Below are 16931 nucleotides of genomic sequence, written 5' to 3'. Positions count from 1 at the left end.
CGCCGACAGGCCGGCCAGATCCACCAGGCCGTAGTACGCGGTCAGGAAGGCGACCGGCACGGACGCGGCGTCCTCGAACCGCCAGCCCTCCGGGATCGGCACGAGCTCGTTCTGGTCGACGACGACGGACGGGCCGATGCCGCCCTGGACGGCGCCGAGCACCCGGTCGCCGACGCGCAACCCGGTCACCTCGGGGCCGGTCTCCACGACCACCCCGGCCGCCTCGCTGCCCATCGCTCCGGCGTCCCCGGGGTACATGTCCAGGGCGTTGAGCACGTCACGGAAGTTGACTCCGGCGGCGCGCACCGCCATCCGTACCTCACCGGGGGCAAGCTGCTCCCGAGGCGTCTCGGTGATCAGGTCGAGGGCGTCCAGGCTGCCCTTGCGCCGACTGTCCAGCCGCCACGGCACCCCGTCGGCCGGGGGCAGCAGCCGGGAGGAGGTGGCGACGGAGGCCAGTCGGCCGACGAGTACGGCGCCGTCCCGGACCGCGACCTGCGGCTCACCGGACGCAAGCACATCGGCCAGCACCTCGGCGGTCTGCTGCCGGTGGTCGAGATCGGCCAGGACGAGGTGTCCCGGGTACTCCGTCTGCGCGGTGCGCAGCAGCCCCCATACGGCCGCCGCGGCGAGATCGGTGAGGGTGTCGCCGCTCCGCGCCACGACCGCGCCGCGCGTGATGAACACCAGACGGGATTCGGAATGCCGCTCGTCGGCCACCCAGTGCTGGACCAGCTCCAGGACCCGGGCCGTCACGTGGCGCATCGAACCCGCCGGGTCGTCCGGGGCCCCGGTGCCGTCGGCGGGGCCGGTGGCACCGAGCGAGCCGACCTCGACCACCACCACGTCCGGCACCGTTTCGAGGGACGCCAGGTGCCCGAGCGCGTCCGTGGACAGTTCGAGCGTGTCCGGCTCGCCGTCGGGTCGTGAGGCGGCCGGAGCCGGCACCCAGTCCAGCCGGTAGAGCGAGTCGTACACGTGGCCGACGGGGTTCCCGGCGGCCAGTTGCCGCGCGGACAGTGGGCGGGTGGTCACGGACTCGATCGAGACGACGGGCGCACCGGTCGGGTCGGCCGCCTCCAGGGTCACCGCCCCGGCGGCGCCGTGGGCCAGCCGCACCCGCAGGACAGAGGCGCCATGGGCGTGCAGGGAGACACCGCTCAGCGAGAACAGCAGCGAGGTCTGTCCCGCGCCCGAGTCGGCCCCTGCCACCTCGGCGAACCACATGGCGTGCAGGGCCGCGTCCAGCAGAGCCGGGTGCATCGCGAACGACTCGGCGTCATCCGTCTGATCGGGCAGGGCGACCTCGGCAAACACCTCGTCGTCGGTCTGCCAGACCGCGCGCAGCCCCTGGAAGACCGTGCCGTATTCGAGGCCGACGTCGGCGAACCGCTCGTAGAAGCCCTCCAAGTCGGCGACGACCGCACCGGTGGGCGGCCACACGGTCGCGTCGAAGTCCGACGTCCGCTCGCCCGCCGCCAGCACACCGGTGGCGTGGTGCAGCCACGGCTGCTCGGTGGCGTCGGCGGGCCGTGAGTAGACGTTGAAGCCGCGGCGGCCGGACTCGTCCGGCACGCCCACCCACACCTGGAGGGCGACCGCGTCGCGCTCCGGCACCACCAGGGGCGCCGCGAGGGTGAGTTCGTCCACCAGGTCGCAGCCCACCTGGTCGCCGGCGCGGATCGCCAGCTCCAGGAAACCGGTGCCCGGGAAGAGCACCACACCGCCCACCGCGTGGCCGGCCAGCCAGGGGTGCGATCGAAGCGACAGGCTGCCGGTGAACAGCACTCCGCCCGCGTCGGCCAGCTCCACCGCGGCGCCGAGCAGCGGGTGTTCCGGGGACACCAGGCCGGCGGCGGTCACATCGCCCGCTCGCGCGGGCTCGGAGGGCCAGTAGTGCTGCCGCTGGAAGGCGTAGGTGGGCAGATCGACGCGGCGCGCGCCGGTGTCCGCGAACACACCTGCCCAGTCGACCTCGCCACCACGGACGAAGAGCTCCGCCAGCGAGGCAAGGAACCGGTCGCTGCCGCCCTGGTCACGCCGCAGCGTGCCGGTGACCACAGCGGTCACCTCGGCGTCGTCCACGGTCTCCTGGACCCCGACCGTCAGCACCGGATGGGCGCTGACCTCGACGAACGCGCGGTGGCGCCCGGCCAGCAACTCCCGCACGGCCGACTCGAAACCGACCGTCCGACGAAGGTTGCGGTACCAGTACTCGGCGTCCAGCTCGCCGCCGTCGAGCCACTCACCGGTCACCGTCGACAGGAACGGCACCTCCACCCCGCGCGGGGCGACCGGCGCGAGCTCCGCCAGCAACTCCTCGTGGATCTCCTCGACGTGGGCGGAGTGGGAGGCGTAGTCCACCGCGATCCGCCGGACCCGGACGTCCTCCCCTGTCAGCTCGTCGATCAGCTCGTCCAGTGCCTCCGGGTCGCCGGAGACCACGACCGACCTGGAACCGTTGACCGCGGCGACCGACACCCGGCCGTCCCAGCGCTCCAGCCGCGCCTCCACCTCGCCCACCGGCAGCGGCACCGACGCCATTCCCCCGGCACCTGCCAGCCGCCGGGCGATCGCCTGACTGCGCAACGCCACCACCCGGGCACCGTCCTCCAGCGACAGCGCGCCGGCCACACAGGCGGCCGCGATCTCACCCTGCGAGTGGCCGACCACCGCATCCGGCTCCACGCCGTGAGAGCGCCACAGCGCGGCGAGCGAGATCATCATCGCCCACGACACCGGCTGCACCACATCCACCCGCTCCAGCGACGCGGCACCCTCCACCTGCCGCACCACGTCCATCAAGGACCAGTCCGTGAACGACGCCAGGGCAGCGGCACACTCCGCCATCCGCCCGGCGAACACCGGAGACTCGTCCAAGAGCCGGGCACCCATCCCGGCCCACTGCGACCCCTGCCCCGGGAAGACGAACACCGTCTTCCCCTCCACATCGGCAACCCCGTGCACCAGGCCCGAGCCGGGCTCATCATCAGCCAGGGCACGCAGACCCGACAGCAGCTCCTCGCGGTCCCCGCCGACCACCACGGCCCGGTGCTCCAGCACCGCCCGCGCCGACACCAGCGCATGACCCACATCCACCGGCCGCAGCTCCGGGTCGGTCTCCACGTGCGACAGCAGAGCGACCGCTTGCCCACGCAGCGCCGCAGCCGACTTGGCCGACACCACCCACGGCACCGCCGCCACGTCAACGACAGGCGCCTCGGCCGCCCCCTCGACGTCCACCGGCTCCTCGGGCGCCTGCTCCAGGATGGCGTGCACATTGGTGCCGCTGACGCCGAACGCGGAGACACCGGCCCGGCGCGGACGCCCCGTCTCCGGCCACTCCGTCGACTCGGTCAACAGCTCCACCGCGCCCGCCGACCAGTCCACATGCGTGGTCGGCTGATCCACGTGAAGGGTCATGGGCAGCACACCATGGCGCAGCGCCATCACCATCTTGATCACACCGGCCACACCGGCCGCCAGCTGGGTGTGTCCCACATTGGACTTGATGGAGCCCAGCCGCAGGGGCAGCTCGCGGTCCTGACCGTAGGTGGCGAGCAGCGCCTGCGCCTCGATCGGGTCGCCCAGCGTGGTGCCCGTGCCGTGCGCCTCGACCGCGTCCACCTCCGCCGGAGCCAGACCCGCGTTCGCCAGCGCCTGACGGATCACCCGCTGCTGCGACGGACCATTCGGCGCCGTCAAACCATTCGACGCACCATCCTGATTCACCGCCGAACCCCGCACCACCGCGAGCACCTGGTGTCCGTTGCGCCGCGCGTCCGACAGCCGCTCCAGGATGACCAGGCCGACCCCCTCCGACCAGCCCGTTCCGGCGGCCGCGTCGGCGAATGGGCGGCAGCGGCTGTCCGGGGACAGCCCGCCGTGCTGGTCGAACTCCCCGAAGGCCGCCGGGGTGGCCATCACCGTCACACCGCCGGCCAGTGCCAGGGAGCATTCGCCCGAGCGCAGCGACTGCGCCGCCATGTGGATGGTCACCAGTGACGACGAACACGCGCTGTCCACCGTCAGCGCCGGACCTTCGAGGCCGTAGGTGTAGGACAGCCGGCCGGACGCGACGCTGGTCAGCAGGCCGGTCATCTGGTGGCCGCGGGACTCCTCCGGCGGTACATAGCTGCTGCTGGCGGCGCCGATGAAGACACCGGTGTCGGTGCCGCGCAGGTCGGCCGGATCGATGCCCGCGCGCTCGAAGACCTCCCAGGAGGTCTCCAGCAGCAGCCGCTGCTGCGGGTCCATGGCCACCGCCTCACGCGGCGAGATACCGAAGAAGCCGGCGTCGAACTCGGGGGCGTCGTAGAGGAAGCCGCCTTCGAAGTCGATGTCCCCATAGACCTGCCAGCCGCGGTCCGTGGGGAGTTCGGCGATGGCGTCCTTGCCCTCGGCGACCAGCCGCCACAGGTCTTCCGGGGACCGGACGCCGCCCGGGTAGCGGCAGCTCATCCCGACGATCACAATCGGGTCGTCCATGGATCCGGAGGTCGCGGCGGCCGGGACCACCACCTCACCGCGTTCGCCCACCAGCTCGGAGAGCAGGTGGTCCGCCAGGACGAGCGGCGTGGGGTAGTCGAAGACGAGCGTGGACGGCAGCCGCAGCCCGGTGGCCGTGTTCAGCCGGTTGCGCAGTTCGATGGCGGTCAGCGAGTCGAACCCCAGTGCCCGGAACTCCCGGCGCGCCTCGACCGCGTCGGCCGAGGCATGTCCGAGGACCGCGGCCGCCTGGGCGCGGATGACGTCCACCAGAATCCGGGGGCGCTCGGCCGGTGCCACCGCCGCCAGCTGCCGGTTGAGTTCGGCCGCCGCGCCCGACGCGGACACCGATGCCGACGCCGCCACCCGGCGGGTGGTACGGACCAGCCCGCGCAGCAGGCCCGGCACCCCGGGCTGGGCACGGAGCGTGGGGATATCCAGGTGCACCGGTGCCACCACCGGCTCGTCGCAGGACGTCGCCGCGTCGAAGAGGGCCATGCCCTCCTCGCCGCTGATCGGCGGCAGGCCGGCGGCGCTCATGCGCTGGATGTCGGTGTCGGTGAGCTTGCCGGTCATGCCGCTCTCGTGCGCCCACAGGCCCCATACGAGCGACTGGCCGGCGAGGCCCGCCGCCCGGCGCGTGCGGGCCAGGGCGTCGAGGGCGGAGTTGGCGGCGGCGTAATTGGCCTGGCCCGGGTTGCCCATCACTCCGGCGAGCGAGGAGAACATCACGAAGGCGGCCAGGTCGAGGTCGCCGGTCAGCTCGTGCAGATGCCACGCCGCGTCCACCTTCGGTCGCAGCACCCCGCCCAGCCGGTCCGCCGTCAGCGTTCCCACCACGCCGTCGTCCAGCACACCCGCCGCGTGGACCACCGCCGTGAGCGGATGCTCGGCCGGGATCGAGGCCAGCACTCCCGCCACCGCGTCACGGTCCGCGACATCGCAGGCCACGACGGACACCTCGGCGCCCAGCGCCGACAGCTCCGCCCGCAACTCCTCCGCGCCCGGGGCAGCCGCACCCCGACGGCTCGTCAGCACCACACGCCGCGCCCCACGCGCGCCCACCACGTGCCGCGCGAGCAAACCGCCCAGACCACCCGTGCCACCGGTGATCAGCACGGTGCCCTCGGGGTCCCACTCGCGCGGCATGGTCAGCACGATCTTGCCGGTGTGCTTGGCCTGGCTCATGCACCGGAACGCGTCCCGCGCCCGCCGCACATCCCAGGTCATGACCGGCAGCGGCCGCAGGACGCCCGCCTCGAACAGGTCCATCAGCTCGACCAGCATCTGCTGGAGGCGCTCGGGGCCGGCGTCGAGCAGGTCGAACCAGTGGTACGTCGCGTCGGTGAAGCTGTCGGCGTCGCGGATGTCCAGCTTGCCCATCTCGACGAACCGGCCGCCGGGAGCCAGCAGCCGCGCGGACGCGTCGATGAACTCGCCCGCGAGCGAGTTGAGCACCACATCCACGCCCCGGTCGCCGGTCACCTCCCGGAACCGCTCCTCGAACTCGGTCGTACGGGAGGAGGCGATGTGGTCGTCCGGGATGCCCAGCGAGCGCAGCGCGTCCCACTTGCCCTCACTCGCTGTCGCGAACACCTCGGCGCCCAAGTGCCGGGCGATCTGGATCGCGGCCATACCCACACCACCGGCACCCGCGTGCACCAGCACCGACTCACCCGCCGCCAGGCCGGCCAGGTCCACCAGGCCGTAGTACGCGGTCAGGAAGGCGACCGGGACGGACGCGGCGTCCTCGAACCGCCAGCTGTCCGGCATCCGGGTCACCGCCTGCTCGGCGGCCACCACAAGGGGCCCGAAGGAGCCGTCGACCAGTCCGACCACCCGGTCGCCGACACGCAGCCCGGTCACCTCGGGGCCGGTCTCCACGACCACACCGGCCGCCTCGCTGCCGAGCGCCCCCACCTTGTCCTGGAAGGAGCCCAGGGCGTTCAGGCCGTTGAGGAGGTCCCGGAAGTTGAGCCCGGCGGCGCGTACGGCCACCCGGATCTGCCCGGGCGCCAGCGGCTCGGCCGCTTCGGGGTAGCTGAGCAGTTCCAGGTTGTCCAGGCTGCCCTTCTCCCTGCTGTCCAGCCGCCAGGGCGCTCCCCCGGGCGGCGGCATGAGCCCGCCGCCCGAGGCCACGGTGACCAGCCGGCCGACGCGTACGCCGCCGTCGCGCACCACGGCCTGCGGCTCTCCGGACGCCAGCGCGGTCCGCACCTCGTCCGGGGAAGCCGCGTCCACGAGCACGAACCGCCCGGGGTTCTCGCTCTGGGCGCTGGACACCAGCCCCCACACCGCCGCCGCCACCATGTCCGGCGAGTCGACGGCGACCGCGTCGCGCAGGACGAAGACCAGCCGGGAGTCCTCGAACCGGTCGTCGGCCAGCCAGTTCTGGATGAGCTGGAGCGCCCGCGTGGTCTCCGTGCGCACCGCTTCGGCAGGCGAGGCGGCGTCGGCCGGTGCCCAGATGACCGTCGCCACCTCCGGCACGGTCTCCAGCGACGCCGGGTCCGTCGCCTGCTCCACGGTCAGCTCCACCATGTCGAGCGCGCCGGCCGCCGCCGTGTCGACGTGGACCGGCACCCACTCCAGCCGGAACAGCGATTCCCGCTCACCGGCCCGGGCTCCGGCCAGCTGCTCGGCCGACACCGGGCGCAGCACCAGTGAGTCCGCGGAGAGGACGGGCGCGCCTTCGGTGTCCACGGCCGCCAGCGAGACGGACTCCGCGTCCCGCCGGGTCAGTCGGACGCGCAGTATGGAGGCGCCCGAGGCGTGCAGGGACACCCCGCTCCAGGAGAAGGGCAGGCGTCCGCCCTCGGCCGCTTCGAGGTTCACGAACGACACGGCGTGCAGGGCCGCGTCCAGGAGGGCCGGGTGCATCGCGAACGACTCGGCGGCCTCACCCGTCTGATCGGGCAGGGCGACCTCGGCGAACACCTCGTCCTCGCGCCGCCACACCGCCCGCAGCCCCCGGAAGACCGGTCCGTAGGCGAACGCGCCGTCGGCGAGTCGCTCGTAGAAGTCCTCCATGTCGGCGACGACCGCGCCCTCGGGCGGCCATACGCCGGCGTCGAAGCGTGCCGCGCGCTCTCCTTGGGCGAGCACGCCGGTGGCATGGCGCACCCATGGCTGCTCGGCAGCGTCGACGGGGCGCGAGTACACGTTCAGGGTGCGGCGGCCGCTCTCGTCCGGCGCCCCCACCCACAGCTGGACGGCGACGGCGTCGCGCTCCCCCAGCACCAGCGGTGCGAGCAGAGTGAGTTCGTCCACCAGGTCACAGCCCACCTGGTCGCCGGCGCGGATCGCCAGCTCCAGGAAGCCGGTGCCCGGGAAGAGCACCACACCGCCCACCGCGTGGTCGGCCAGCCAAGGGTGCGACCGAAGCGACAGCCTGCCGGTGAACAGCACACCGCCCGCATCGGCCAGCTCCACCGCGGCGCCGAGCAGCGGATGCCCGGCGGCCACCTGGCCCAGGCCCGTGACATCGCCCACCCGCATGGCGGCCTTCGGCCAGTACCGCTCGTGCTGGAAGGCGTAGGTGGGCAGATCGATGCGGTGCGCGCCGGTGTCCGCGAACACACCCGCCCAGTCGACACCGCCGCCACGAACAAAGACCTCGGCCAGGGAGGTCAGGAATCGGTCGCTGCCACCCTGATCGCGCCGCAGAGTGCCCGCGACAACGGCGGTCACCTCGGCGTCGTCCACGGTCTCCTGGACCCCGACCGCCAGCACCGGATGGGCGCTGACCTCGACGAACACGCGGTGGCGCCCGGCCAGCAACTCCCGGACCGCAGGCTCGAAGCCCACCGTCCGACGAAGGTTGCGGTACCAGTACTCGGCGTCCAGTTCCCCGCCGTCGACCCACTCACCGGTCACCGTCGACAGGAACGGCACCTCCACCCCACGCGGAGCCACCGACGCCAGCTGCTCCAACAGCTCGTCGTGGATTCCCTCGACGTGGGCGGAATGGGAGGCGTAGTCCACCGCGATCCGCCGGACCCGGACGTCCTCGCCGGTCAGCTCCTCGATCAACTCGTCCAACGCCTCGCGGTCACCGGAAACCACCACCGAGCGGGGGCCGTTGACGGCCGCGACCGACACCCGGCCGTCCCAGCGCTCCAGCCGCGCCTCCACCTCAACGACCGGCAGCGGCACCGAGGCCATTCCCCCGGCACCCGCAAGGCGCCGCGCGATCGCCTGACTGCGCAACGCCACCACCCGGGCGCCGTCCTCCAACGACAGCGCACCGGCCACACAGGCGGCCGCGATCTCGCCCTGCGAGTGACCCACCACCGCATCCGGCGCCACACCGTGAGAGCGCCACAGCGCGGCAAGCGACACCATCATCGCCCACGACACCGGCTGCACCACATCCACCCGCTCCAACGACGCGGCGCCCTCCACTTGCCGCACCACGTCCATCAACGACCAGTCCGTGAAGGACGCCAGGGCAGCGGCGCACTCCGCCATCCGCTCGGCGAACACCGGAGACTCCTCCAGCAGTCGGGCACCCATACCCACCCACTGTGAACCCTGCCCCGGGAAGACGAACACCGTCTTCCCCTCCACATCGGCAACCCCGTACACCAGGCTCGAACCAGGCTCATCGGCGCCCACGGCACGCAGACCGGACAACAGCTCCCCGCGATCCCCACCGACCACCACGGCCCGGTGCTCCAGCACCGCCCGCGCCGACACCAGCGAGTAGCCGACATCGACCGACGTGGCCTCGGGGTGGGTCTCCACGTGGGACAGCAAGCGGGCCGCCTGGCCGCGCAACGCGGCAGCCGACTTCGCCGACACCACCCACGGCATCGCCGCCACGTCAACGACAGGCGCCTCGGCCGCACCCTCGACGTCCACCGGCTCCTCGGGCGCCTGCTCGATGATGGCGTGGGCGTTGGTACCGCTGAGCCCGAAGGAGGAGACAGCAGCCCTCCGTGGCCGGTCGTGCTCGGGCCATGCCACCGACTCGGTGAGCAGCTGGATGTCCCCCATGGACCAGTCCACATGCGTGGTCGGCTGGTCCACGTGGAGGGTCTTGGGAAGCACACCGTGGCGCAGCGCCATTACCATCTTGATCACACCGGCCACGCCGGCGGCCCCCTGGGTGTGCCCCAGGTTGGACTTCACCGAGCCCAGCCACAGCGGGCGTTCGCGGCCCTGCCCGTAGGTGGCGAGGAGTCCCTGCGCTTCGATGGGGTCGCCCAGCGTGGTGCCGGTGCCGTGCGCCTCGACCGCGTCCACCTCCGCCGGAGCGAGACCCGCGTTCGCCAGCGCCTGACGGATCACCCGCTGCTGCGACGGACCATTCGGCGCCGTCAAACCATTCGACGCACCATCCTGGTTCACCGCCGAACCCCGCACCACCGCCAACACCTCATGGCCGTTGCGCCGCGCGTCCGACAGCCGCTCCAGCACGACCATGCCCACGCCCTCGGACCAGCCGGTCCCGTCGGCGCCCTCCGCGAACGGCTTGCAGCGGCCGTCCTGGGCCAGCCCACCCTGGGCGCTGAAGTCGATGAACGGCCCGGGGGTGGCCATCACGGTCACACCGCCGGCGAGGGCCAGGGCGCACTCCCCCGACCGCAGCGACTGCACGGCCAAGTGCATGGCCACCAGCGAGGACGAGCAGGCCGTGTCCACTGTGACCGCCGGGCCCTCGAGCCCCAGGGTGTAGGAGATCCGGCCCGACATCACGCTGCCCGCCGTTCCGGTGCCGAGGAAGGACCGGGCGTCCGGCGGGAACTCCATCCGCTCGGAGGCGTAGTCGTGGTGCAGGCTTCCGGCGAAGACGCCGGTCTGGCTGCCCCGCAGCGAGGTCGGGTCGATTCCGGCCCGTTCGATCGCCTCCCACGAGGTCTCCAGCAGCAGCCGCTGCTGCGGATCCATCGCCAGCGCCTCGCGCGGCGAGATCCCGAAGAAGCCCGCGTCGAATTCCCCGGCCTCGTGCAGGAACCCGCCCTCACGCACATAGCTGGTGCCCCGGCGATCGCGGTCGGGGTCGTACAGGGAGTCCAGGTCCCAGCCGCGTGCGGTCGGAAACTCCGTGATGCCGTCGGCTCCGTCGATCACCAGTCGCCACAGGTCCTCCGGCGACGCCACCCCGCCCGGGTAGCGGCAGGCCATCGACACGATGACCACGGGGTCGTCGTCCACCCGGACGGCCCCGGCCACGGGGGCCGCGGCATCGCTGTCGGTGCCGACCAGTTCGGCCACCAGGAAGTCGGCCAGCACGGCCGGCGTCGGGTAGTCGAACACGAGGGTGGACGGCAGGCGCAGCCCGGTGGCCGTGTTCAGCCGGTTGCGCAGCTCGACGGCGGTCAGCGAGTCGAAGCCCAGCCGGCGGAACTCCCGCCGGACGTCCACCGCGTCCGGTGACGCGTAGCCCAGGACGGACGCGACTTCGGCGCGCACCAGATCCACCAGGATCCGGACCCGGTCGGCGCCGCGCAGCCCCGCCAGGCGCCGGGTGAGTTCGGCGGCGGCGCCGGAGGCGGGCAGCCCCGCGGCCGCCGTACGGCGCGTCGCCCGGACGAGCCCGCGCAGCAGGGGCGGCACCTCGCCGCTCGCCCTCAAGGCCGCGAGGTCGAGCGGTACGGGGACGACCACGGCATCGTGCAGCGCGGTGGCGGCGTCGAAGAGCGCCATGCCCTGCTCGGCGCTGATCGGCGGCAGGCCGGCGGCGCTCATCCGCCGCAAGTCGGCCTCGCTCAGACCAGCGGTCATCCCGCCGTCCTGCGCCCACGGGCCCCACACCAGCGACTGCCCCGCGCACCCCTCCGCCCGTCGGCGTGTCATCAGCGCGTCGAGAAAGGCGTTGCCCGCCGCGTAATTCGCCTGCCCCGGAGCGCCCATCGAGCCCGTCACGGACGAGAACACCACGAAGGCGGCCAGGTCAAGGCCGCGGGTCAGCTCGTGCAGATGCCACGCCGCGTCCACCTTCGGCCGCAGCACGGCGCTCAGCCGCTCGGGCGTCAGCGCCCCCACCACGCCGTCGTCAAGCACGCCCGCCGTATGCACCACCGCTGTGAGCGGGTGCTCCGCCGGGATGGACGCCAGCACCCCCGCCACCGCGTCACGATCCGACACATCACACGCCACGACCGACACCTCGGCGCCCAGCGCCGACAGCTCCGACCGCAGCTCCCCCGCACCCGGAGCGTCCGGCCCGCGACGGCTCGTCAGTACCAGGTGGCGCGCCCCGCGGTCCTCCACCAGATGCCGCGCCAGCACGCTGCCCAGACCACCCGTACCCCCGGTGATCAGCACCGTGCCTTCGGAGTCCCACTCCCGCGGCATGGTCAGCACGATCTTGCCCGTGTGCTTGGCCTGGCTCATGAACCGGAACGCGTCCCGCGCCCGCCGCACATCCCACGCCGCCACCGGCAACGGCCGCAACACACCCGCCTCGAACAACCCCAACAGCTCGACCAGCATCCCCTGGACCCGGTCCGGCTCCACATCCGCCAGATCGAAGGGGAGGTAGCGGCCGTCCACCGCCTCCGCTTCACGGATATCGGTCTTGCCCATCTCCAGGAACCGCCCACCGGGGCGCAGCAACCGCGCGGAGGCGTCGATGAACTCACCCGCGAGCGAGTTGAGCACCACATCCACACCACGCCCGCCACTCACCTCCCGGAAACGCTCCTCGAACTCCGTCGTACGCGACGAAGCGATGTGGTCGTCCGGGATGCCGAGCGAGCGCAGTGTGTCCCACTTGCCCTCACTCGCCGTCGCGAACACCTCAGCACCCAGATGCCGGGCCAGCCGAATCGCGGCCATACCCACACCACCGGCGCCCGCGTGCACCAGCACCGACTCACCCGCCGCCAACCCCGCAAGGTCCACCAGGCCGTAGTACGCGGTCAGGAACACCAGCGGCACCGCCGCCGCATCCTCGAACGACCACGCGTCGGGGACCGTGATCAAGGCACGCTGGTCCACGACGACGAGGGGGCCGAATGAGCCGGACACCAGGCCCATGACGTGGTCGCCGACGCGCAGCCCGGTCACCTCGGGGCCGGTCTCGACGACCACACCGGCCGCCTCGCCGCCCATCGGCCCGGCCTCTCCCGGGTACATGCCCAGAGCGCTGAGCACATCGCGGAAGTTGAGCCCGGCGGCCCGTACGGACAGCCGGACCTCGCCGGCCGCCAGTGGCCTGGCGGCCTCCGGCGAGGCTTGCAGGGCCAGGTTGTCGAGCCTGTCCCGCTGCTTGCTGTCCAGTCGCCACGGCGCGCCCGCCGGAGGCATCAGACCCGCCCCCGTGGCCATTCTGGCGAGCCGGCCGGTGCGTACGACGCCGTCGCGCACCACGACCTGGGGCTCGCCCGAGGCGAGGGCGGCGGGCAGCGCCGACATGGAGGTCTCGTGCTGGTCGACGTCGACGAGCAGGAACCGTCCCGGGTGCTCGGCCTGTGCCGACCGCACCAGCCCCCACACCGCGGCCGCGGACAGATCGGACACCGTCGCGCCATCGTCGGCCGCGACGGCTCCCCGGGTGACGAAGAGCAGACGGGAGCCCTCGAGCCGGTCCTCGGCCAGCCAGTCCTGCATGAGGCCCAGGGCCCCTGTCGTGACCTCGTGCACGGCGTCGGGTGTGTCGGTTGGATCAGCGGCGTCGATGGCCACGACGACCAGGTCGGGGCTGCCCTCCAAGGACGCCACATCGGTACTCAGCTCGGCCACGTCCAAGCCTGCGATCGCGTCCATCGGGGAGGTCGGCGCGGGTGCGGGCACCCACTCCAGGCGGTACAGCGAGTCCTGTCGCGCCGTACCGGAGCCGGCCAGCTGATCGGCGGTCACCGGGCGCAGCGCCAGGGATTCGACGGTGAGCACGGTCGCGCCGTCCACGTCGGCAGCGGTCAGGGACACCGCCTCCGCACCGGCCCTGGCCAGTCGTACGCGCAGGACGGACGCCCCGTCGGCGTGCAGCGAGACGCCGTTCCAGGAGAACGGCAGCCTCCCCTGCCCCGCGTCGCCGAAGTCCAGGAAGGACACCGCGTGCAGCGCCGCGTCCAGCAGCGCCGGGTGTACGCCGAAGGACTCCGCGTCCGTGGCCTGCTCGGGCAGCGCCACTTCGGCGAAGATCTCTTCCGCGCGCTGCCAGACGCCGCGCAGCCCCTGAAACAGCGGGCCGTAGGCGAATCCGGCCTCGGCGAAGCGCTGGTAGAACCCGTCCAGGTCCACCGGGGCCGCTCCCTCGGGCGGCCAGACGGACGCGTCGAAGTCCGGCGTGTGCTCGGTGGCGCCGAGCACGCCGGAGGCATGCTCCACCCATGGCTGTTCGGGCGCGTCGGCAGGCCGTGCGTACAGGTGTATGCCGCGGCGGCCGGTCTCGTCGGCGGGTTCCACCCACAGCTGGATGGCGACCGCGTCCCGCTCGCCCAGGATCAGCGGTTCGGCCAGGGTGAATTCCTCCACGCGTCCGCAGCCGACCTGGTCGCCGGCGCGCAGCGCGAGTTCGAGGAAGGCCGTGCCCGGAAACAGCACCGCACCGCCCACGGCGTGATCCGCGAGCCAGGGGTGCGAGCGCAGGGACAGCCGGGCGGTGAACAGCACACCGCCGGAGTCGGCCAGGCCGACGGCGGCCCCCAGCAGCGGGTGTTCGGCGGGCATCAGCCCCAGCCCGGTGGCGTCACCGGTCCGCACCTGCGCGTTGGGCCAGTAGTGTTCGTGTTGGAAGGCGTAGGTGGGCAGGTCGACCCCGCGTGCGCCGGTGCCCGCGAAGTAGGCCGCCCAGTCCACGTCGACACCCGCGATGTGCAGCCGGGACACCGCCGTGATCAGGGCGGCCCGCTCGTCCTGGCCCTTGCGCAGCGAAGAGGTCACGACCGTCTCGTCGGCCGACTCCGGCAGGGCGTCCTGGACCATGGCGGACAGCACGCCGTCCGGGCCGACCTCCAGGAAGGCCGTCACCCCGGCGGCGCCCATCGCCGCCACCCCGTCGGCGAACCGCACCGGCTCCCGGACGTGCCGCACCCAGTAGTCCGCCGAGCAGACCAGCTCCGCCGATGCCACCTCGCCCGTCAGGTTGGACACGAGCGGGATCCGCGGCGCCTCGAACGACAGCCCCTCGACCAGCCGCCGGAACTCCGCCAGCATCGGGTCCATCAGGGCCGAGTGGAAGGCGTGGCTGACCGCGAGCCGCTTGGTCTTGCGGCCCTCGCCCTCGAACCGGTCGGCGATCTCGAGTACGGCAGCCTCATCACCCGAGACCACGACCGAACGCGGTCCGTTCACGGCCGCGATCGACGCCCGGTCGCCCAGATACGGGAGGACTTCCTCCTCGCCCGCCTGGAGGGACACCATCGCCCCGCCCGACGGCAGCTCGCCCATCAGCCGGGCCCGGGCCGCCACCAGCGAGCAGGCGTCCGCCGGCGAGAACACCCCGGCCACATGAGCCGCCGCGATCTCCCCGACCGAATGCCCCGCCACCTGCTCGGGCCGCACCCCCCACGACTCCAGCAGCCGGAACAGCGCCACCTCGACCGCGAACAGCGCGGGCTGCGTCCACCCGGTCTCGTCCAGCAGGGCCGCCTCGGCCGAACCCGGCTCCGCGAACAGCACCTCGCGCAACGGGCGGTCGAGCTTCCCTTCGAAGTGCGCGCACATCTCGTCCAGCGCCTCGGCGAACACCGGGAACGCCTCGTACAGCTCCCGGCCCACCCCCGCCCGCTGACTGCCCTGCCCCGAGAACAGCACCCCGAGCCCGCCGCCCGGCCCGGTGGTCCCCTCGAGCAGACCGGGCGCCGTGGTGCCCTCGGCGAGCGCCCGCAACGCCCCGATGGCCTGGGCGCGGTCCCCGGCCACCACGACACCGCGCCGCTCGAAAGCCGAGCGGGTGGCCGTCAGGGAGAAGGCGACATCGGTCAGGCTCAGGTCCGGCGCCTCGTCCAGGCGGTCGGCGAGCCGTGCCGCCTGGCCGCGGAGCGCGCCCACCGTCTTTCCGGACACCAGCAGCGGCACGACGCCGGGCGCCGCGGCCGCCGGGGGGACGGTGCCCTCCTCGGCGGGCTCCGCCGGGGCCGGGGCCTGCTCGATGATGGTGTGCGCGTTGGTGCCGCTGATCCCGAACGACGACACGGCCGCCCGGCGTGGCCGGCCGGTCTCCGGCCACGAGGACCGCTCGGCGAGCAGCTTCACCGCGCCCGTGGACCAGTCGACGTGCCGGGTCGGCGCGTCCAGGTGCAAGGTGGCGGGCAGCTCCCCGTGCCGCATCGCCATGACCATCTTGATCACACCGGCCACCCCGGCCGCGGCCTGGGTGTGTCCGATGTTCGACTTCACGGAGCCCAGCAGCAGCGGGCGGTCCGCCTGACGGTCCTGGCCGTAGGTCGCGAGCAGCGCCTGCGCCTCGATCGGGTCGCCCAGCGTGGTGCCGGTGCCGTGTGCCTCGACCGCGTCGATGTCGGTGGTGGACAGACCTGCGACGGCCAGGGCCTGCTTGATGACCCGCTGCTGCGACGGGCCGTTCGGCGCGGTCAGGCCGTTCGAGGCACCGTCCTGGTTCACGGCCGAGCCGCGCATGACGGCCAGCACCTCATGGCCGTTGCGCTGTGCGTCCGACAGCCGCTCCAGCATCAGCACGCCGACGCCCTCCGACCAGCCCACGCCGTCCGCGGCGTCCGCGAACGACTTGCACCGGCCGTCCCGGGCCAGCCCGCCCTGGGCGCTGAAGTCCACGAAGGAACCGGGGGTGGCCATCACGGTCACCCCGCCGGCCAGCGCGAGTCCGCACTCGCCGTTGCGCAGCGCCTGAGCGGCCAGATGCATGGCGACCAGGGACGAGGAGCACGCGGTGTCCAGTGTCACCGTGGGGCCTTCGAACCCGAGGGTGTAGGAGACCCGGCCGGACATCACACTGCCCGCGGTGCCGGTGCCCAGGAACGCCATGGTTTCCTGGGGGAATTCGGCGCCACTCCCGTAGTCGTGGTACATCAGCCCCGCGAAGACACCGGTCTGGCTCCCCTGGAGCGAGAGCGGGTCGATGCCGGCCCGCTCGATCGCCTCCCAGGACACCTCGAGCAGCAGCCGCTGCTGCGGGTCCATGGCCAGCGCCTCGCGCGGCGAGATCCCGAAGAAGCCCGGGTCGAACTCCCCGGCCTCGTGCAGAAACCCGCCCTCACGCACATAGCTCGTGGTGCCGCGGCCGTCCCCCTCCGGGTCGTACAGGGAGTCCAGGTCCCATCCGCGGGTGGTGGGGAAGCCGGAGACCGCGTCGCCGTCACCGATGACAAGGCGCCACAGGTCCTCGGGGGAGGACACGCCACCGGGGTAGCGGCAGGCCATCGATACGATCGCGATGGGCTCCTGCCGGCCCGCCTCGACCTCTTCCAGGCGCCGACGGGTCTGGTGCAGATCTGCGGTGACCCACTTGAGGTAATCGACGAGCTTCCGGTCGTCAGGCATGGCTGGGGAACCTCCGTTTGGCTGGAATC

At 72.8% G+C, this 16931-nt stretch carries 1 protein-coding gene (cut by a window edge); it reads right to left on the bottom strand.

The window, feature by feature from the left end; translation table 11 throughout:
* A protein-coding gene (locus ACH4S9_RS31710; protein WP_398374973.1) for a type I polyketide synthase crosses the window boundary here: on the bottom strand, positions 1-16902 show its 5' portion. 15696 nt of this gene lie to the left of the window's left edge; only the first 16902 of its 32598 coding nucleotides appear in the window; its start codon is at positions 16900-16902; its stop codon lies off the left edge, out of view.
* Positions 16903-16931 lie beyond the last annotated feature (29 nt).

The organism is Streptomyces sp. NPDC021225 (genome assembly GCF_044332865.1).
Classification (GTDB): Bacteria; Actinomycetota; Actinomycetes; order Streptomycetales; family Streptomycetaceae; genus Streptomyces.
The sequence above is the reverse complement of the archived record's forward strand: the minus strand, read 5'-3'. Positions and strand labels throughout refer to the sequence as shown.